The organism is Arthrobacter sp. AOP29-A2-19 (assembly GCF_058138025.1).
On the sequence record NZ_CM176894.1, the window covers coordinates 1562034 to 1580341 of the forward strand.

Consider the following 18308-nt stretch of genomic DNA (forward strand, 5'->3'; position numbering starts at 1 on the left):
ACCGCCAAAGCCCACCTCCCGCCACCCGCCCCCTGCCAAGACCACGACACCGAACCCGCTCACAACTGCCGCTCATGCCTCGCAGACGTCAAAGTCGGAGATCGCCCCCCAACCCACATCGGCAAACGCTGGAACGCAGACCCCACCGTAGGTGAGCCCCACCCAAACCATGCCGACCCCAACCGCCAGTGACCCACAGGAGGCCCCAGAAATGACCACGACACGCAATCCCCCAGCCGCCACCCGTTCGACCGGGAGAAGCCAGCCCAGCACCCGGGGCGCTGCGGTCCCGGCCCGGGTGTTGCCGCCGATGTCGGAGCGGAACTTCCAGTCGGCGGTGTTGAAGTTGGCGGCGTTCCACGGGTATGAGCTTCGGTATCACACGCATGACAGCCGCCGGAGTGCGCCGGGGTTCCCTGACCTGGTGTTGGTGAGCACGCGGCGGGGCCGGGTGTTGTTCCGGGAGTTGAAGACGGCGGCGGGTCGGGTGTCGCCGGAGCAGAAGGCGTGGGTGGAAGCTCTGGCGGCGGCGGGCCAGGATGCTGGGGTGTGGCGGCCGGCGGGGTTGGTTGACGGTTCGATCGTGGCGGAGTTGCGCCAGTGATACCCACCAGTCGTGGGTGACATACCTACTGGTAGGCGATAGAGTGGTGACCAGCAGCAGACAACGGCAACAATCGCCCCACCCGAAGGACACCCAATGAGTACTTTCAAGACCGACTTCGACAACAGCATCGCGCTGACCGTCGAGACCCGCATTGCATCACCGGACGTCTACATCGACCTCCAGGACGGCCGGCACTCCATTTGCGCCGTCTTCCCCGCAGCAGACGCGCCGACCATCGCGCTCGCGTTCCTCGAAGCCGCGGGAGTGCAGGAGGCGCCTTTCGATCACGCCGAGTCCGACCAGTTGGCACTTGCACACCTCCGCGAGCACATCGGAATTCAGCGCGCCAAAGCCGAAGCCAAGGAGCGGGAAGCCAAATTGGCCGGGCGCCGCGACAAACTCGCGGACGAGTTCACCGCCGTCAATTCCTACGGTAGGCAGCTGCACTACACGCAGAACCTCATCGACCGCATCATCGCCACCGAGGATCGGATCGACGCCGCAATCACCAAACTGTCCGGGCCCTTCGACGGCACCGAGGGCCTCGACTCGCAGACCCTCGCCTACGCGATCGCAGCACTGGAGGCCGGCAAGTGAGCACGTTCACCGCAGACAATGGCGACAAGGTCCAAATCGGGTCCATCGGCGGCAACCTCGTTGTCATCGAGTTCCAAGACTCGGCCGGCGCCCCGGCTACGGGCCGTGCCCTCAGCCGAGGCGATGCCCCTGCCCTCGCCCTGGCCGTACTCGAAGCCGCAGGCAACTCTGGTTGCCCCAATCCCGCCGAGGGTCCGACCGCCCTAGAGGATGCCGTGCTGTCCCTGCGTGAGCACATCGGCAACGTCAAAGCAATCGCCCAAGCGAACGCTGACAAGGCGGCCCTCGAAGCCGAAGCACTCCGGCTTTGCCTCGCGGTCGCCGGCCTGCCACCGAAGAACGGTTGGCCGCCCGCCGCCAACAAGAACCGCTGGATCAAGATCGCCAAGGCCGCACGCGAACTCCACGACGACTTCGCGGATGCGGTCATCTGGCCAAACGACGAAGACTTGGCCCGCCGCCGCAACGAACTAGCCAACGAGTACACCAACGCGTTCGGCTACGCAGACCTCGGCATCGGGATGCGTGCCGCCATCGACCGCCTCATCGAACTGGAGCTAGGCAAATGAGCGCTACCCCCTACTACGAGGAGTTCTACCCCGAACCCGGCGAGTTCGACGAAGCGATCGACGGTTTCAAGGACACGCTGCGCGCCGCCGTCAAGCGCGAAGTCCTGGACGAACTGGAGACCCTGCGCACCAAGAACCGGGAACTGGCCGACAAGATCACCCACCTGGACCAGCTGGAGCGGGACGCCCGGAACGCCCGGGCCGAGTACGAGCGGAAGATGGAGCGCGCCTCCCGGGAGGCCAAGGCCGAGGTCCAGAAGGAGGGCCTGCGCACCCTGCTGGCCACCCTCGCTGAACCTCGCTATCGCCTGGGCATAGCTCACCAGCAGGGACCCAAGTGCGAGAAGTGCGACGAGGACCGCAACCTCCACTACACCACCCCCCGCGGTCGGGAAAGCGCCGAGCGGTGCGAGTGCGCCACAACGACCTCCTACCTTGAGCCGCAGGAGACGTTCGTGCAGGAGGTCACCCGGCGCAACCGGGAGATCGTGGTCTGGTACGAGCCGGTCGCCCGCCGCTTTGCGGACGATAACGACTACTTCACCACAGCCGCCGTCCTCAAATCCCCCAACGGGGTCAACCTGGACACGCTCATGGCCGCCCCGCGGGACTACGGATTCACCTCCCGGCAGGACGCACAACGGGTCGCCGACGCCGCCAACGCCGCCAGCACCCTGGAGGCAGGGAAATGAGCACCGTTACCGTCTGCGACCAGTGCGGCACCCAGAAGCCCACCCCCATCACCGTCACGGAGCGGGACGGCACGAAAGGCGACATCTGCGGAGCTGCCTGCCTCAAAGATTGGGTGAAAGCCCACGCTGCACCGAAAGACACGGAGGCCCGCGCATGAGCGACTACCAGCCCACTGAAGCCGAAGTCGAAGCCGCAGCCCTCGCATGGGACAAGAGCATGGGCGGCCGCTACCAGCCCGACGCCGTCGAAGAACTCTCCGCCGAGGTGCGCGTCATCCTCATCGCCGCCCACGAGGCACGCACCGTGACCACCGTTGAAGAACTCGAAGCGCTGCCCCTGGATTCAGTCGTGCTGGATTCCTACCGCGAGCACGGCGACGTGTACCGCATCAGCGAAACCCACGACGAGTCCGGGTTCCACCGTGTCTACGACCAGGTCGGCCCGCAAGGCCGCTTCCGTGCCATCGCACTCCCCGCGACCGTCCTGCACTACGGGGCCGGCGAATGAGCGACATATCCCGGGATCAGCTTTTCGAGGACCTGGCCGACGCGCTGGGTGAAGCGGACTTCGCGTACAACGTGGCCGACCTGTCCGACGAAGTGACCACGGTCATTCGGCGCGGCACCGGTGTGGAGACCGTCGCCGAACACCTCGCCGGACACAAGGTCATCGCGGAGCTACTGGCCCACATCGACGCGCAGGCTGCACAGCTCGACGCCGTGAAGGCGCTGCACCCTCCCGTGACCGTCTACGAATTCGACGTCATGAACGGGGTATTCAAGACCGACGCCGACGGCGAGCAGATCGAAATGGCAACCCTCTGCCGCACCTGCACGGATAGCTCGGTCATTAGTGACATCGAAGACTGCGAGTACGACCCCAGCTACAGCGACGTCAACTGGCCCTGTCCGACCATCAAGGCACTGGAGGCCACTGATGGGCGCTAACGAGAAGGCTGCCGCCGCCTACCACCCGCACACCGCGCCGACCCTGGCCGACCTCAACGCCGCCGTCGACCTGTCCAAGTACGTCGTGCAGACGATGAGCCACGAAGAATACGGCGACTGCTGGTGCGGACCGAACAATCACCCCGAGCAGAGGGAGCAGTACGAGTACGCCGCACAGGAGTTCGACAACGTCCGCGAAGTTGTGTCCGACTACCATCACCGTGGCTGGGCCACCCCCATCAGCGGCGACGGCACCAAACTCAGGGGCAAGGCATGAGCATCAGCATGGAAGCGCGAAGGCTGTCCGGGTATCACATCGGCGAAACTGTCGAAGGTGTGATGCCTAAGGACCTTGGGGCGGCCGTCCACTTCGGCGGGACACTCATCGCCGTGTGCCACCACGCCAACGGCGTGACCACGATTGGCCTCGAAGCGAAAGGGGCGACGGCGGACTTCGATATCGCGCACTCCCACCTCGTCCCCGTGACCAGTCTGCCGGCACCGTGACCCGTCCAGCCCAAACCTTGTCCGGTCTCGACCGTGGCCGTCGGCTCCGTGCGACTATCCCCGGCGGCCGGCACTCCGACACCCGCACCATCAAAGGGCAACTGCTCGAAGTCAACCACCTCGCCGACGGCACCGTCCTACTCGTCGTCATTGACGAGCTCGGGGCCGACCACGGCTCCGTCAACGCACTCGACCATGTAGAAATCGAGGGGATGGTAGGCGCGCTGTGACCTACTACGACGTGCCCTACCAGCCACCCAAGCCACGGCAGGCTTCCGAATGCTACCCAGGCTGCCCACACCCGCCATGCGTCGAACTGCGCCGGCAAGCTGCTAAGCGCCTAGTCGGCGCCGTCGTGGCCCTCCCATACCTTCTGGATCCCGCACCTAGGATTGGCGTATGAGTGAAACTGACACAAAAGAAGCCCCGAAACAGGCAACGGTGATGGGCCTTGGCTGGGTTGTTCTGTGGGGCTTTGTTACCTCATGCGCTGCCCTATTCCTCGCCATTTGGTACTTCGCGGCCCAAGCCACCGTGACAAGTGATGCCTGGCAGTGGATTCCACCATTGGACCAACAGGAAATGTTCGAAGTCGTGCGCAACGGGATCACGGCCGTTGCAGCGCTCGGAGTCGGCGTCACTCTGTTCTTGTCCTATCGCAGGCAACATGTGGCCGAAAGGGCGCTAGAGCTTTCGGCAGAGGCCCAAACTCAGGCCTCCAAAACGTTGGATCTGTCGTCACGGACATACGAACTGACCAGGCAACAGCACGCTGCAGAGTACGAGAATCAGTTGAGGACTCGATACTCCGCAGCCGCGCAGCAAATAGGTGACTCTAACGCCAGCTTGGCAATTGCCGGTTGCATCTCAATGGCTACGATCGCCGATGAATGGGATCGTCTCAAACGATTCGCAGACCGCGACGATTGCATAAGGATGTTGGTTGCCGCCCTACCCGAAGGCAGCTGGGACGACAGCGGTAATCATCTGCGCCGAGCAACGATCGGGGCGATTTTTCAGGAGCGCATGGTCGGGACGAACGGTGACCGTGCTGGATGGACCTCCGCTGACATCGACTTCGGTACGACCCGTGCTCCCTTCGGCAAAATTGTGGGATGGAATATCAGCGGGGCGGTAAAGATACAGTCCGCTCAACTGTCACTGACAAAGTCGACCGCTGTGATCCAGAAAACGACAGTGAAGCGCGGACTACTAAAAGTCTCCATGAATAGTCCGGAACAGGATTATCTGCTTTTTCCGATGCTGACGCTCATTCATGCTGACCTATTCGTGGACTTTCCTTTCCTACCAGCGGAAGAGGAACCATCGCGAGTCGTCTTCAGGGATTCTTCATTCAAGGGGTCGCGACTTCGATTCGAAGAAGCGAACAGCCCGTGCTTTCCGCGGACGATTGTGTTCGAGCGCTGCACATTTAACGGGCGCGCCATCAAGGTCCCGAGGAGCAGTTCGGCCTACAGGTTCGTCTTCACAAAATGCACATTCACTGATAACCCCTTCGCGGCAGTAAACAGGACTCGGAGTCCTAACGTCGCGATCGAATTGAACGAGGGGAACACTTTCAAGGACGCAATGTCCGACTTTCCTGCGGACGATCCCTATGCGTTGCTTGATACGTCGTCGTGGTTCTTTCCTAAAGGCAAGACTTCGCGCAGCGGCAAGGAAGCCAATGCGAACTGACTGCGGCGCCAGTAGCCGCGAGGGCAGCCCGTGCAAGGCAGCGCCAATCAAGGGCGGCAATCGCTGCGGAAGGCATGGCGGAGGTAGCTTTCAAACTAGGCACACCGTCGAACAGCGGCTGGCAGCTCGGGTCCTCGAGAACACCGAGACCACACTTGGCGTCCGTGAGAAGTACCCCGAAGTTGATCCTGGCCCCGGGCGCCTGCGGCGTCACACCGAATGGTCGGGCGTCCCGGATGTTTGCAAACAGGACAAGGTCATCCAGTGCGTGCAGGTCGGCTACTGGACAGGCCGCGTAGTAGACGTCCAGTCCCCCGTATCGCCTCCCATCACCCCCCATCTGGAACCCTGGCACCTACCGGGCAGCACTGGAGGATTTGGCAGCATGAGCGAATGCTACCCAGACAGCACAGACCCGCCATGCGTCGCCGCCCGTGATCGCCGGGCACGCAACACCCGATCATTCGCCGGCACCGTCGCGGTGCCGCCATACCTGCACGACTACGCGCCTAGGATTTGCCAGTGAACCCAGACATTCAAGAACAGCTCATCGAACGAGCAAGCCGGCACGTGGCCGATCAGGTTATAGCCGCTATCGTTGAGCGCATCCGTGACAATGGATGGGCCGAAGTGCTGCTTAGCGGAACCCTCGGTTCTATCCTCGGCGGCATCGTTGCGGCTGCAGCCGCGTATCTCGTGCTACGTGGCACAAAGAGTCACGAGAACAAGCTAGCCATGGCTAACGCGGAGCTTGCTGGCAGGCTCGCCAAGGACCAGACAGAGTTTGATGAATCGCTCGCAGTCCAAAGCCGTCAGATCGACCTCATGGCAACATACTTGACCGCTGTCTTGGACATGGCCAATGCCGTACTGGACAAAACTCGCCAAATCAGTGCGGAGGCGTTGACCGACCACAAGGAAGCTGCAACTCGGGCTTGGCTGGGGTGGAGCATGCAATTGTGGAAGGACAACCCTGAGTTCAGGCGGGTCTCTGGGGCGTGGAATACCTTGCTGAGACAGCGGGTTGACGCCATCCATTCCCCTAACCTGGCCGACGATAATCCGGCGTTGGCTGCTGCCAAGCATGAAAGCGACAGGGCAACATTTCAGCAGATGATCGGCTCATACATCGGCAACATGCAGAAGTGGCAGGTCTCTCCGCAACATAGGCAGGAGATCGAAGAGAATTTTCGGGATGTGCTCACCGAACTTGACCAACTAGACGGCGTCCGCGCTTCGGCATCAGTGGAAGTAGACCAGGATGTCTGAACACACAATCGTCTTCCTCACGATGCTGGGGACTGCACTCACTGCCGTGGCAACTATGGGCCTCGCCCTCTTGGCCACGTTCGCCTGGCGGAACTCTGTCGCCACGCTGGCAGCCATGAATAACGAACTCGAGCTTGCCTTGAGGCTTGCGCAGGAGGAGAGAGAGGAGCGAGCGGCTGCAGCAAGTCGCGAAGCACTGGTGACGCATCTGGCGACTTGGTATGAGTCGCAAGTCGCAATACTTCAGCGGCGGAACGACTTGAGTGAGCTCTTGCAGAAGACCAACGCGACGGGACGCATCTGGCGGATGCTCAACTGGGAGCACCGAAACGAGCTCAAGCCCGTCACTTTGTGGCATCTCGGCATCTTGAACGCGGCACTCCACCAGAATGGAGTCCCGGGGCAGAAGGACGATGACAGGATTCGCCGACTGGCGAAGGCCATAGATCTCCACATGGACCTGCTGGAGGAGTGGGAAAACAGTCCCGATGACCGTGCCAAGACTGGCCTGCGCATGGTCGCCGAAAGGGAAAAATTCAGAGTCGCCAATGGCACGCCGGCCGAGGCCAAGGAAGGGAAGGTCCAACTCGAACAGCTAAGGGAGAGACTTAGCGTGATTCCAGGCATCGATGAAGAGGTCTTCTTTGGTGCCAGTCCTGCACGGGAGGGCACCGCTGGAGGCGGCGGCCCGACCCAGAGTGACCGGGGGCAGGACGCATGATAGTCCGCGACCCAATGACCGCCGCCACTGCCAAATGGACGGGCGACCCCATCCCGCCCATTCCCGCGGAAGTCCTGCGTGGCATCCACTGGTCCTACAACAACATGTTTGCCGCATTCCGTCGCCACGAGAGTTCACGGAAGGACGCCGCCGGCGCATGGGCGGCCGCCGTCGAATCAGTTTGGTGGGCACTGACTATCGACGAGTCTCTGGAACGCGCAATTGGAAAGAACCCGTACCGAGCATCGCGCAACGCTGATCGGTACGGCCAAGTCGTGGACGGGCTGAGATGGCTGCGCAACAGGCATGCTCATGAAGTGGTTGTGACGATGTCCGGACCGCCCGCCCGGAACTTCCTCGACCCCCCACCGGGCGGCATCGTCTACATCACGCGCAGTCTCCGCTGGAAGCCGAGTGAAGGAATCCATGCGGTTGACCCGAGGGCCAAGGATGCCCCAGGCAGGACGCTGCAAGAGTCCTACGACTTGCACGTAGCCAACCGTTCCGTGGCCGCAACAACGGACGCCGCCGCCAACTGGTTCAGACTCGTCTTCACTGCGTTCAACATTGAACCTCCAGCCCCCGCCGCAGACCCCAGCGAACTGAGTTAGGAATCATGCCCCGAATAACTGACCTGGACGGCCACATCGCGTCGGCCGTGCAGAAGTGGAAGGGCGACCCGATGTATATGCCCGGCCAGGTGAACGCGGCGGGCCGGCTGATCTGCGGCGCCCGGAAGAGGAACGACGACCCGTGCGGCGGGGCACCACCGAAAGGCGCGACCCGGTGCGGCAAGCATGGTGGGGCCAGCCCCCAAGCCAAACGCGCCGCCGACGCCCGAAACGCAGAGCAGGAGCTCGAGAACACTGTGACCACCCTTGGCATCCGAGAGAAGTACCCTGACGTCGATCCTGGCGCTGCGCTGCTCGAAGAGATCCGCATAACGCACGCGCACGTGCAGTGGCTTCGCAGTAAGGTCGCCGAACTCGACAGCGACGAACTGTCGTGGGGGCGCACCCAGCACGAGTTCGGGGCGGGCCCGGAAGGCCCCATCGACAAGGAGACCTTCAAGTCCACCCCATCCATCTGGTACGAGCTGTACGTGCGGGAACGCGACCACCTGGTCAAAGTCTCAGCCGCCGCACTCAAGGCCGGCATCGAGGAACGCCGTGTCCGCCTCGCCGAATCCCAAGGCGAACTAGTGGCCACCGTCCTCCGCCGCATCCTCAACGGACTCAACCTCACACCCCAGCAATGGGAGACCGCCCAAGTCGTTGTACCCACCGAACTCCGCGCCATCGAAGGGACACCAGCATGACGAAACATCTTAACGATTGGGAACGACTAGATGCTTTCGCTGAGCTGGCCATTGACCTCGTGAGCTTGCCCCTGCACAGGTTCATACACCGCTGCGACGAGTCGAGTTTCGAAGATCGTCAAAAAATCGCAGCGGGGCTAAGCGACGCCGACCTTACGCAGCATCTTGTTTACGTACGACCGTTGGGACTTCTCAAGTCAGAGCCTGTCCATCTAGATCGAGTCACGACATCAATCAGCAGTATCGATCGATCCTTGGCTCCTCGAACCCGCGCCCTTCGCGCAGATCTCGCCAGCATCACCAGCGACCTTCGAGAACAAACACGGTGGATCACGGATGCAGACGCAAATCTAGTCTGGGGTGGGACGGCACTAGAACTCGCGGAAATCTACCTGTACGGGCGCCTTCTTCACGCCGACGTCCTCCGACTAAGGGAGTGGCGCCAGTTCGATGAACCTTTGCGCCAGTATGCACGCGGGCACGCGCACGAATACGTCACCAATACTGGGAAGATCGTCTGCGAAACACTCGCTGTTGTCCAAGAGCTAAAAGCCCGACAGGAGGAAATGTCTTGAGCACCTGCGCCTATTGCGAGGCTGAGACTCCTGACGGCGTCTATCTCTGCCATGACGACGCCCGCGCCCTGACCAAGGCTCTCGGCCGCGTCTCCGATGTCCTCCACACGGCACGGGACACGCTCACCAACATGTCCGTGGGCAACGCGTCCGTCGGTGGGGGTGGAGCGTCGGCAGGATCCGCGGCACCGATCCACCTGGGCATGATGGACAACCTCGACACGTACGCCGCCGTGCTCGGCGGTTGGACACGCACCCTGACCGGCGACCAGTACGGGCCCCGCGAGCAGCCGGACACCCCGGCAGGTAACGCCCGCACCCTCACCCGGCGGCTACCGTCCATCCGACTGGAGGACTGGGCGGGAGACTTGCTGGACGAGCTCCTCGACGCCGAACGCGACATCGTGCAGGCCGCCGACCGGGTCACCCCCAAAGTCACCCTCGGCGCCTGCGGGCGGCTATGGCTCGAAGAAGCCACCATCGTCCGCTGCCCCGGCACCGTCAAAGCCCACGAAGGATACGACCGGGCCGTCTGCGACAGCTGCCAAGAAGTCACCTCCGCAGCAGAGCGCCGCGCCGGGATCCTCGCCGAAGCCTGGCACGTGTTGGCTCCGCTCCCCCAGATCGTCAAAGCACTCAACGCGGCCGGCCACAAACTCAAATACGACACCGCCAAAAAGTGGGTCACACGCGGCAAAATCGCGCCCATTTGCGACATCGCCACCCGCCAGGAGGGAGTGTCCGCCGCAGCAGTACTCAACGCCATGGGCTGACTACCCACTCATCGTGGGTAACACGCCGCACAACAGTTGGCAAAAGCGACTTTTGTCCCTAAGATGAAATCAAGATCGGACACGTGCCGGTCGAGAGAAGTCAGTCCGTTCCCCCAAGTCGGGTTGACTTTCCCCACACGTGGGGGCGGGTGTCTGCTGCACAGACTCCTCCGGCGAGCGAACCGTTACGACGGCACGACGCCATGACCCGGATCGGGCCCGCCCCCACTCAATGTTTCCCTACCCCCTTCCATCTACTGGCGTACATGGTCGGTAGGGGATTCACGTCCCGGCAGCACGCCTGCCGGGCATAACTGAATAGCGCCGACCACCCATGCGGTGGTCGGGCAACCGCCCGAAGCGGGCAGGACTGACTGGTGTATAGCAATCACCACAACCACTCGGGTTCGATTCCTGGGCAGTCCACGAGACGGCAGGCCCCCAGCCAGTAACCACGAGGACTAGTGGGCCGAGCCTGCCGTCTATGTAGTTGATGCTAGATTGAGGTCCAAGTCGGGCATCAGGGGGAATCGCAAGTGACACAGGCGGCTGTTAGACGACCCGGCGGTTTTGAACTGAACCGTAGTAAGGGCCGGTATGGCGTGTCATATTTATCAGCCATATGTGCGCACTATGGAGTCGGGGTCGCAGAAACCCCGTCAGACGAAGATGTCAACGCTATCGATGCTTCCGTCCGGTTCGCGAGTGGCGCCGCAGAGGTCCAGGTGAAGTGCACTACCAAAGCATTCCACGCGTCGGGCCGATATATGCGGTGGTATGTAGAGCCGGGGATGGTAGAAAAGTGGGCGGCATACCTTCAAGGTCCGCAGTACTTTTTGATTGTCCAAGTGGACCCCAAACCGGATGCCTGGATCGACCACTCGAAATCTTCGAGGACTGTGCACAAGACGGCGGCCTTTTGGGCTCGTATACCCACGGGTGGAGGCTACAGCCATATAGACGTACCAGAGGCGAACCGCTTCACGGCCGCCACATTGGCGACTTGGCACAATGACGTTAAGGAGTTCTTCGGTGACGTCTAAGCACGTAGGAACAGATTTCACCTTGGACGACCTGACGACCTATCTTGAGGTTTCTGGATGGAGCGTTGCCGGGACCGGTACGGGTGGACATACGTGGAGCGACCCGAATGGCCTGCGCTTGGGAGTTCCTTTCGTGGCGCCTGCCGGTAGTTACCAACTCAGTGCGGCCGCGCACAGACTTGCAGAAAATCTGGCTACCCCGGTTGATGCTGTGACCCAGCGAATTGCCCTCATTCGATATGACATCGCTAACTTCCGGGCGGCCGACGACGTCTATATACGCGACTCGATCCCAGTAGAGGCCGGGCACGCTCTCTTCGCCTCCGCTCGGACCATGATGCGAGCTAGCGCAACGACGGCGCGAGGAGCCAAGGCACATATTCGGGGCAATTACTCAAAGGCTGGCGAGAAGATATTCGAGTCCACGCGTCTGGGCCACACCAAACACGGTTCGTACATTCTTCCAATGCTCATTCCGCTGAGTCGGCCTGTCGTTCCTGAAGCAGAAGGAATTCTTCGGTACGAAGAAAAGTACTTCGAACCCGAAGAGCGCCGGGTGAGTAGAACGCTGGCGCAGGCGCTCAGTGCAATTCAGCACGGCATCGTTGAGCCGGGCAAGATTCCGACCGGGGACACACTCGCCATGACTGTGGCTGCCGGAGTCAGCCGCGAACTCATCAATGCTCTTCAAAGTCTGGTTTCCGAGCCTGCGGTATCGACCTTCGAGGCGAACTTTGAATGGTCTCCAACTAGCCCAGCTAAGTCTCTGCCGCAGCGGATCTCGGTTCCAGCCGATGCGGCCTCTCTCCTCAAGGAGTCTGCGGGACTCTACAGGCAGGAAAAGAAGCCACGCATTGAAACTTTGACCGGCCCGATTGTCGAACTGCGCGACGAAAAAGAGTTCAGCTTCGGCCACGCAACCATTCAAACTATGCGCAATGGCAGGCACTCCGAGGTCCGTGTAACGATGACTCGCCCGCAACTCGACGCAGCGCACGATTGGTTCAGCGACCATGAGGTGCTGGTGGTCGAGGGGGTAGTAAGCAACCCAGGAAATAAGGGCCTCGTCGTCGAAGCTCCCGAGCACGTACGACCGATGGGGGAAACCCTGCTGTTTTCATAGCGGGAAGGATGGGATGCCCAGTGACTATCAGCTGGGCTGAGCACGCGGCCCGACTCTTCGAACCGGCGGCCACCTATTCGACGCCCGGCGCACTCGCCCGGGCGATAGACCCCTCCACGGTCCAAACTCCCGCTCTCGACCTGATCGACCAGGCGCTCGTGGATGTCGAAGCGGGCCGCATCAACCGGCTCATCATCAGCATGCCGCCCCAGGAGGGCAAGTCAACGCGGGTCACGAAGGTCGGGCCGCTGTGGTTCCTCACCCGGAACCCTGAGCGCCGCATCGCCGTCGTGTCCTACGCGGCTTCGCTCGCCCAAGAGTTCGGCCGGGACATCCGCAAGTTCATCACCGACAACTCCGGGCAGGACGGCACCCTCGACCTTGGTCTCCGCATCGCTGCGGACAACGGCGCGGTATCCGGGTGGCGTCTCGACGGACACAAGGGCGGGGTCAAGGCCGTCGGCCTCCGCGGCGGCCTCACCGGCAAGCCGGCCGACATCCTCTTCATTGACGACCCAGTGTCCAACCGTGACCAGGCCGAGTCCCCCACCTTCCGTGAGCAAGCCAAGAACTTCTGGCGCTCCGTCGGTTCCACCCGCCTCGCCCCCGGTGCGCCCGTCATTCTCATTCTCACCCGCTGGCACGTGGACGACCTCGCCGGCTACTTGCTATCCCAGCCCGACAAGGACCGCTGGCGGGTCATCAACATCCCCGCACAGGCGAACCACAACCCCGACGAAGGCGAAACCGACCCGCTCGGCCGCCAGCCCGGGGAGTGGATGAAGTCCGCACGAAAGAACGAGCTCACCGGGCACATTGGGCGCACCGACGAAGAGTGGGAGCAGATCCGGATACAAGCCGGGCCCCGTGACTTCTCCGCCCTCTACCAAGGCTCACCGAACCCTGAAACGGGCAACGTGTTCCCCAAGGAATGGGCGCGCTACAGCGAACCCATGTGGATTGACCAGGGCAACGGCGTCATGCACGTCCCCGGCATCGGCCGCGACGACCACGAGCTCGTGCAGACGTGGGACTTCACGTTCAAGGACAAGCCCACGTCGGACTTTGTTGTCGGGCAGGTCTGGCTCAGGGTCGGCGTGGACGCGTACCTGCTGGACATGGTGCGGGCGCGGATGAACTTCAACGCCTCCGAGGCGGCCGTCGTGGCGTTGTCCGCGAAGTGGCCGCAAGCGGTCACGAAGTTCATTGAGGACAAGGCCAACGGGCCCGCGGTGATCAACTCGCTGCAGAAGCGGCTCTTCGGTCTGATCCCGATCGAGCCCGAGGGCAGCAAGTACGCCCGTGCCTCGGCCATTTCTCCGCTGGCCCACTCGCGCAACATCATCCTGCCCACGCCGGAACTGCTGCCCAACGTCGAAGAGCTGGTCGAAGAAGCCAAATCGTTCCCGAACGGCGCGCACGACGACACCGTCGACGCCATGTCGCAGGGCATCAACCGCATCCTCCTCATGCCGCTTCTGGCGCAGGACGATCAGTACACGCAACCCGATGTGTACGACGACTACGACGACCGAGGCTGGTCTATCAGCCCGGTCTAACCCATGGAAGGCGGTGCCCGGATGAGCGAACCAAATGTCGCGCTGTGGCTCCCGCCCTCGGCCCAAGCAGTCGAGTCGGACCCGGGCGCCCTCGCCACCGCCGAGCACCAGGTCGAGAAGCTGCAAGAGGCACTCGGCTCGCTCGAGCTGGCCATGGAGGATCAGGGCTGGGAACGGCTTGCGGACAGCATGTCCGGCGAGTTCTCCCGCCAAGGCCTGAAGAAGGCCGCGCAGTTGTGCCGCCTCATGGCGTTGGGCAACCCGCTCGTCAAGAACGGGTTGGAGATCCGCGCCGCCTACGTTCACGGGCAGGGCGTCGGAGTGACCGCCCGGTCCAACGGCCAGGAGGGCACGCAGGACGTCAACGCCGTCGTGCAGAGGTTCTTGGACGACGACAGCAACCGTGCCACCCTGACCGGGCACCAGGCGAAGCTTCGGCTGGAGAAGGCCCTGGGCACTGACGGGAACGTCATCATCGCTCTCTTCACGGATCCGCTCGACGGGGCCGTGGAGGCACGGACCCTGCCGTTCGAGGAGATCACCGAGAAGATCACCGCCCCCGGTGACAGGGCCACGACACACTATTACGTGCGCGAGTGGACCGAAGGGACAACCCAACACAAGGAGCTGTACCCGGACATCCGGTACCGGCCCCAGATCCGGTCCAAAACGTACCGGGCGACGACGAGCGACGACAACATCAAGATCAACTGGGACGCCCCCGTCTACCACCTGCACGACAACGGGTTGGACGGCTGGGCCTTCGGGATTGGTGACGCCTATGCGGCTCTGCCGTGGGCGCGAGCCTACAAGGAGTTCCTGGAGGACTGGACGCTACTCGTCAAAGCCCTTTCGAAGATCGCGTACAAGGCGGTCCCGAAGAAGGGTGCCGCCTCACAGCAGGCCCGTGCCGGTCTCGCCGGGATGGCCAACGCGCCGGCCGGCTCCACCGTGGCTATGTCCGAGGGCCAGACGCTTGAGGCTGTTCCGAAGACTGGGGCGACCATCGACGCCGAGTCCGGCCGCCCGGTCCTCTCCATGATCGCCGCCGCGCTCGGCATCCCGGTCACCATCCTTTCTGGGGACCCGGGGCAGACCGGTGCGCGGGCGACCGCGGAGACCCTGGACTTCCCCACGAAGCTGCGCATGCAGGGCCGGCAGGAGCTCTGGACCGAGATGTACCGGGCCGTTCTCGGCTACGTCATCGACCAAGCTGTCATCGCGCCCCGCGGGCCGCTGAAGGGGACCACCGCACGGCGCGGCGACACCCTGACTGTCACGCTGCGCGGCGACGACGACCGCACGTTGGACATCGTCTGGCCAGACCTTGACGACCTTCCCGTGGCGACGGTCATGGAGGCCATCGAGACAGCGAACGGGACCGGCACGATCCCACCGCTGATCATCGCTCGGCTCACGCTCCGTGCGCTCGGCGTCCGGGACGTGGACGAGATCCTGAAGACCATCACCGGGCCCGACGGAGAGTTCCTTGACCCGGACGCGACGGCAGGTCAGGCCGCAGCGGACGCGTACCGGCAAGGCAAAGACCCCGCCGAGACGCTCCGATGATCTGCCGATGGCTGGGGCACATCCCGCGGTACTGGGAATGGTCCCGCACGTGGCGTTGCCGGCGGTGCCAGGTAGAACTGTCCCCGCTGGCACCGCGGACCGCGGCGTGGCTCGCACCCCGCGGTGGCGGGTACTCGGCGCCGAACGGCGGGCATGGGCCATCCAGCCCGCCGCCAAAGAACCCCGGGAGCTCATCGAGGAGGTAACGCGTGGCTGTCACGGATGAAACGCTCCGACGTATCGCAGACAGCCGCCGGGCACTGACCACGGTCACCGACGAGCAAACTCGGGCCATCGTGGCTCAGTGGGTGCAGGCGTGGGATGAGCTCCTGCCCGAGTATGAGGCGTCCATCGCCGACCTGCTCGCCGATGCCAAGGAGGGCAGGGTGTCCGCGGCCAAGGTGCGCGCCAACAAGCGTCTTCGGCAGGCTCTGCAGGTCACACGGGCGAATCTGGACGGGCTCGCGGACGCCACAAACCTGACCATCACCGCCAGCATCCCTGAAGCCATCAACGTCGGCGGGAACGGGGCCGCCGCAGTCATCGGCACCCAAGTTCCGCCAACCGGTGCCGCCATCGTCGTCGGGTGGGACACGGTATCCCCCGAAGCAATCGCCGCCATGGTCGACCGCACCACGCAGCGCATCCACTCAGCCACCCTCCCCATTCCGGAGGACGTGGAGCGGGTCATGAAGCGCGAACTCATCCGCGGCATCAGCGTGGGGGCGAACCCCAGAGAAACGGCCCGGCGCATCATCAAACGGGCCGAAGGAAACTTCAACGGCGGCCTCACACGGGCCCTGACCATCGCCCGCACCGAAACCTTGGACGCCAGCCGCACGGCGGCGCACGCGGCAGCGCAACAAAACGCGGACATCCTCACCGGATGGAAGTGGGGGTGCGACCTCTCAACCCGCACCTGCCCGGCGTGCCTGTCCAAACACGGGACGCTCTACGACAACGAGGCGTACGGGCCTGACGGGCACCAAAACTGCCGGTGCGCCCGCATCGACCTCACCAAGACGTGGCGTGAACTCGGCTTCAACATTGACGAGCCGGCAGACACGTTCCCCGACGCGCAAGCCTGGTACGGGAACCTCACCCCGGATTCGCAGGCCGAGATTATGGGCCGCGCCCGCCGCGACCTGCTCAACAGTGGAGCCATCGGCTGGGACGACCTCGCCACCGTCAAGCACACCGACGGCTGGCGCGACTCCTGGCATGTCACCCCCGTGAAAGACCTGCTGGCTAAGGCCGCGTAACCGCCTGCGTTCCACACCACTTGCACTCGTCGTAAATGAATCCGCCGTGCCGAGACAAGTCGATGTGCGCCATCACCCACTCATGGCCGGGGCACTCCCCCGCGGCGCCCGGATCGTCGTTCCGATCATCCATCCCCATAGCAACCAATTCTAGGAGGTCGGTCAATGACTGACATCATCCGCGAGGCAGCCGCCGTCGGCGAACTGACGGGCAACCGGCAAGAGATCACCATTGCCACGCCTGGATGGGGCAGCTCCGGCTACTACAGCCCGGAAGTCCTCGAACAGGCCGCAGCAGACCGCGTGTTCAGCAAGGGCACGCAACAGCACATGGACCACGACGGCGAGATGGCACGCTTCGAACAGCCGGCAGGGTCGCTCACCCGGCTCGCCGCAGCGTTGTCCGAAGACGCCCGATGGGAGCCCGACTGGGTAGACCCGGACAATCCTGGACCACTTCCGGGGCGTCTGGTCGCCGAAAACAGTGTCTTCTCCCCATGGCGCACGTTCCTGCACGAAGCCAAGGACTACATTGGCGCCTCGCTGAGCGCTGCAGCGACCATACGCCAAGGCGAAGCCGATGGCCGCAAGGGCAACATCATCGAGAAGCTGCACCCGTCCCCGCTGAACCGTGTGGACTACGTGACGGTCGCCGGGCGCGGGGGCCGCATCAGCGCCGTCCTCGAATCCGCGAACCGCATCGTCACCGAGACCGTAGCCGACGACGTGCGGCACTGGCTGTCCCAGGCGGTACGGGCCACGCACGGCGCCGGCGACAACTGGGCGTACCTCGAAGACCACGACGACTCGTACGTGTTCTTCACGACCGGCCGAAGCATGTTCCGCCAGGCGTACACCCTCGACGGAGTCAACGTGACCTTCACCGGCGACCCGGTCGAGGTTCGCCGCCGCACCGAGTACGACCCTATCTCGACCGAGGCGCACGCCCCGGTCCCCAATGACTCCTCTCCGATCCCGGCTGAGGAAACCAAGGAAGCCAAGTCTAAGGAGACCACCAACATGGCTGACATCACCGTCGAGGAAGCGCGCCTGCGCACCCTCGAAGAGTCCCACGGCCGGGTGCCTGCACTCGAATCCAAGCTCACCGCCGCCGAGGCCGAGAACACGGACCTGAAGGAGGCGCTGGCCAAGGCCAAGGCCGCCAACCGTGCCCGCGAGTTCGCCACGACCATCGTGACCGCGGCCAACGCCGATCTGTCCGAATCGGTTGTCGCCCGCATCGTCGCCGCGTCCACGGCCGCCGACAGCCTCCCGCTGACGGAGAACCTGCAGCTGGACACGGACACGCTCACCGCGACCGTCAACGCCGCCCGCGAGGCCGAGGAAACGTACCTCGCGAAGCTGGCCAAGGAGAACGGGCTCGGCCAGGTCCGCGGCATCGGGGCCACCGAGGCCGGCGACGGCCCCAAGGCCACCGACTCCGACATCATCTCCGCGCTCAAGGGAGGCAAGTAACC

General features: G+C 63.4%; 22 protein-coding genes. All 22 read left to right on the forward strand.

Annotated elements, in window-relative coordinates; translation table 11 throughout:
* Nucleotides 1–211: 211 nt before the first annotated feature.
* The 22 genes from AC3ZJJ_RS07180 to AC3ZJJ_RS07285 all read left to right on the forward strand — a co-directional run bounded on the left by AC3ZJJ_RS07180 (nt 212) and on the right by AC3ZJJ_RS07285 (nt 18306).
* Nucleotides 212–604, forward strand: a complete 393-nt coding sequence (locus AC3ZJJ_RS07180; RefSeq protein WP_489894921.1) for a VRR-NUC domain-containing protein — start codon at nt 212–214, stop codon at nt 602–604.
* Nucleotides 605–700: 96 nt separating this feature from the next.
* Nucleotides 701–1204, forward strand: coding sequence for a hypothetical protein (locus tag AC3ZJJ_RS07185; protein WP_489894923.1), 504 nt, complete (start codon nt 701–703; stop codon nt 1202–1204).
* Nucleotides 1201–1773 carry a hypothetical protein gene (locus AC3ZJJ_RS07190; RefSeq protein ID WP_489894925.1) on the forward strand — a complete coding sequence of 191 codons (573 nt, stop codon included), beginning with the start codon at nt 1201–1203 and terminating at the stop codon, nt 1771–1773. The genes AC3ZJJ_RS07185 and AC3ZJJ_RS07190 overlap by 4 nt, the downstream gene beginning before the upstream one ends.
* Nucleotides 1770–2465, forward strand: coding sequence for a hypothetical protein (locus AC3ZJJ_RS07195; RefSeq protein WP_489894927.1), 696 nt, complete (start codon nt 1770–1772; stop codon nt 2463–2465). Before AC3ZJJ_RS07190 ends, AC3ZJJ_RS07195 begins: the two co-directional genes overlap by 4 nt.
* A complete protein-coding gene (locus AC3ZJJ_RS07200) occupies nt 2390–2623 on the forward strand; it encodes a 50S ribosomal protein L32 (protein WP_489895733.1) in 234 nt (77 codons plus the stop codon). Before AC3ZJJ_RS07195 ends, AC3ZJJ_RS07200 begins: the two co-directional genes overlap by 76 nt.
* Nucleotides 2620–2973, forward strand: a complete 354-nt coding sequence (locus tag AC3ZJJ_RS07205) for a hypothetical protein (RefSeq protein ID WP_489894929.1) — start codon at nt 2620–2622, stop codon at nt 2971–2973. Before AC3ZJJ_RS07200 ends, AC3ZJJ_RS07205 begins: the two co-directional genes overlap by 4 nt.
* Entirely contained in the window at nt 2970–3413 is a 444-nt protein-coding gene (locus AC3ZJJ_RS07210; RefSeq protein WP_489894931.1) for a hypothetical protein, read from the forward strand. Before AC3ZJJ_RS07205 ends, AC3ZJJ_RS07210 begins: the two co-directional genes overlap by 4 nt.
* The gene (locus tag AC3ZJJ_RS07215) at nt 3403–3690 is read left to right on the forward strand and encodes a hypothetical protein (RefSeq protein WP_489894933.1); all 288 of its coding nucleotides are present in this window, start codon (nt 3403–3405) and stop codon (nt 3688–3690) included. Before AC3ZJJ_RS07210 ends, AC3ZJJ_RS07215 begins: the two co-directional genes overlap by 11 nt.
* Before the next feature lie 62 nt (nt 3691–3752).
* Nucleotides 3753–3920, forward strand: a complete 168-nt coding sequence (locus AC3ZJJ_RS07220; RefSeq protein WP_489894935.1) for a hypothetical protein — start codon at nt 3753–3755, stop codon at nt 3918–3920.
* On the forward strand, nt 3917–4150 hold the full coding sequence (locus tag AC3ZJJ_RS07225; RefSeq protein ID WP_489894937.1) for a hypothetical protein: 234 nt from the start codon (nt 3917–3919) through the stop codon (nt 4148–4150). Before AC3ZJJ_RS07220 ends, AC3ZJJ_RS07225 begins: the two co-directional genes overlap by 4 nt.
* Before the next feature lie 169 nt (nt 4151–4319).
* Nucleotides 4320–5618, forward strand: a complete 1299-nt coding sequence (locus tag AC3ZJJ_RS07230; RefSeq protein ID WP_489894939.1) for a sensor domain-containing protein — start codon at nt 4320–4322, stop codon at nt 5616–5618.
* Nucleotides 5619–6140: 522 nt separating this feature from the next.
* On the forward strand, nt 6141–6887 hold the full coding sequence (locus tag AC3ZJJ_RS07235) for a hypothetical protein (RefSeq protein WP_489894941.1): 747 nt from the start codon (nt 6141–6143) through the stop codon (nt 6885–6887).
* A complete protein-coding gene (locus tag AC3ZJJ_RS07240; protein ID WP_489894943.1) occupies nt 6880–7608 on the forward strand; it encodes a hypothetical protein in 729 nt (242 codons plus the stop codon). The genes AC3ZJJ_RS07235 and AC3ZJJ_RS07240 overlap by 8 nt, the downstream gene beginning before the upstream one ends.
* 14 nt (nt 7609–7622) lie before the next feature.
* Nucleotides 7623–8219 carry a hypothetical protein gene (locus tag AC3ZJJ_RS07245; protein WP_489894945.1) on the forward strand — a complete coding sequence of 199 codons (597 nt, stop codon included), beginning with the start codon at nt 7623–7625 and terminating at the stop codon, nt 8217–8219.
* A gap of 5 nt (nt 8220–8224) precedes the next feature.
* The gene (locus AC3ZJJ_RS07250) at nt 8225–8926 is read left to right on the forward strand and encodes a hypothetical protein (RefSeq protein WP_489894947.1); all 702 of its coding nucleotides are present in this window, start codon (nt 8225–8227) and stop codon (nt 8924–8926) included.
* 571 nt (nt 8927–9497) lie between these two features.
* A complete protein-coding gene (locus tag AC3ZJJ_RS07255; RefSeq protein ID WP_489894949.1) occupies nt 9498–10274 on the forward strand; it encodes a hypothetical protein in 777 nt (258 codons plus the stop codon).
* Between the two features lie 602 nt (nt 10275–10876).
* Nucleotides 10877–11317 (forward strand): DUF4365 domain-containing protein, encoded by a 441-nt coding sequence (locus AC3ZJJ_RS07260; protein ID WP_489895735.1) that lies wholly within the window; start codon nt 10877–10879, stop codon nt 11315–11317.
* Nucleotides 11318–11339: 22 nt separating this feature from the next.
* The gene (locus AC3ZJJ_RS07265; protein WP_489894951.1) at nt 11340–12440 is read left to right on the forward strand and encodes a hypothetical protein; all 1101 of its coding nucleotides are present in this window, start codon (nt 11340–11342) and stop codon (nt 12438–12440) included.
* A gap of 20 nt (nt 12441–12460) precedes the next feature.
* Entirely contained in the window at nt 12461–13999 is a 1539-nt protein-coding gene (gene terL / locus AC3ZJJ_RS07270; protein ID WP_489894953.1) for a phage terminase large subunit, read from the forward strand.
* A 21-nt stretch (nt 14000–14020) separates the two neighbouring features.
* Nucleotides 14021–15568, forward strand: coding sequence for a hypothetical protein (locus tag AC3ZJJ_RS07275; RefSeq protein ID WP_489894955.1), 1548 nt, complete (start codon nt 14021–14023; stop codon nt 15566–15568).
* A gap of 209 nt (nt 15569–15777) precedes the next feature.
* Nucleotides 15778–16830 (forward strand): phage minor head protein, encoded by a 1053-nt coding sequence (locus tag AC3ZJJ_RS07280; RefSeq protein WP_489894957.1) that lies wholly within the window; start codon nt 15778–15780, stop codon nt 16828–16830.
* A gap of 165 nt (nt 16831–16995) precedes the next feature.
* Nucleotides 16996–18306 (forward strand): hypothetical protein, encoded by a 1311-nt coding sequence (locus tag AC3ZJJ_RS07285; protein WP_489894959.1) that lies wholly within the window; start codon nt 16996–16998, stop codon nt 18304–18306.
* Nucleotides 18307–18308: the final 2 nt, after the last annotated feature.

What these genes read in the sequence shown, in the direction of transcription:
- AC3ZJJ_RS07185 (WP_489894923.1), top strand. Translation starts at nt 701, where the DNA reads ATGAGTACTTTCAAGACCGACTTCGACAACAGCATCGCGCTGACCGTC.
- AC3ZJJ_RS07205 (WP_489894929.1), top strand. Translation starts at nt 2,620, where the DNA reads ATGAGCGACTACCAGCCCACTGAAGCCGAAGTCGAAGCCGCAGCCCTC.
- AC3ZJJ_RS07250 (WP_489894947.1), top strand. Translation starts at nt 8,225, where the DNA reads ATGCCCCGAATAACTGACCTGGACGGCCACATCGCGTCGGCCGTGCAG.
- AC3ZJJ_RS07275 (WP_489894955.1), top strand. Translation starts at nt 14,021, where the DNA reads ATGAGCGAACCAAATGTCGCGCTGTGGCTCCCGCCCTCGGCCCAAGCA.
- AC3ZJJ_RS07215 (WP_489894933.1), top strand. Translation starts at nt 3,403, where the DNA reads ATGGGCGCTAACGAGAAGGCTGCCGCCGCCTACCACCCGCACACCGCG.
- AC3ZJJ_RS07240 (WP_489894943.1), top strand. Translation starts at nt 6,880, where the DNA reads ATGTCTGAACACACAATCGTCTTCCTCACGATGCTGGGGACTGCACTC.
- AC3ZJJ_RS07180 (WP_489894921.1), top strand. Translation starts at nt 212, where the DNA reads ATGACCACGACACGCAATCCCCCAGCCGCCACCCGTTCGACCGGGAGA.
- AC3ZJJ_RS07230 (WP_489894939.1), top strand. Translation starts at nt 4,320, where the DNA reads ATGAGTGAAACTGACACAAAAGAAGCCCCGAAACAGGCAACGGTGATG.
- AC3ZJJ_RS07285 (WP_489894959.1), top strand. Translation starts at nt 16,996, where the DNA reads ATGACTGACATCATCCGCGAGGCAGCCGCCGTCGGCGAACTGACGGGC.
- AC3ZJJ_RS07245 (WP_489894945.1), top strand. Translation starts at nt 7,623, where the DNA reads ATGACCGCCGCCACTGCCAAATGGACGGGCGACCCCATCCCGCCCATT.
- AC3ZJJ_RS07195 (WP_489894927.1), top strand. Translation starts at nt 1,770, where the DNA reads ATGAGCGCTACCCCCTACTACGAGGAGTTCTACCCCGAACCCGGCGAG.
- AC3ZJJ_RS07220 (WP_489894935.1), top strand. Translation starts at nt 3,753, where the DNA reads ATGCCTAAGGACCTTGGGGCGGCCGTCCACTTCGGCGGGACACTCATC.
- AC3ZJJ_RS07210 (WP_489894931.1), top strand. Translation starts at nt 2,970, where the DNA reads ATGAGCGACATATCCCGGGATCAGCTTTTCGAGGACCTGGCCGACGCG.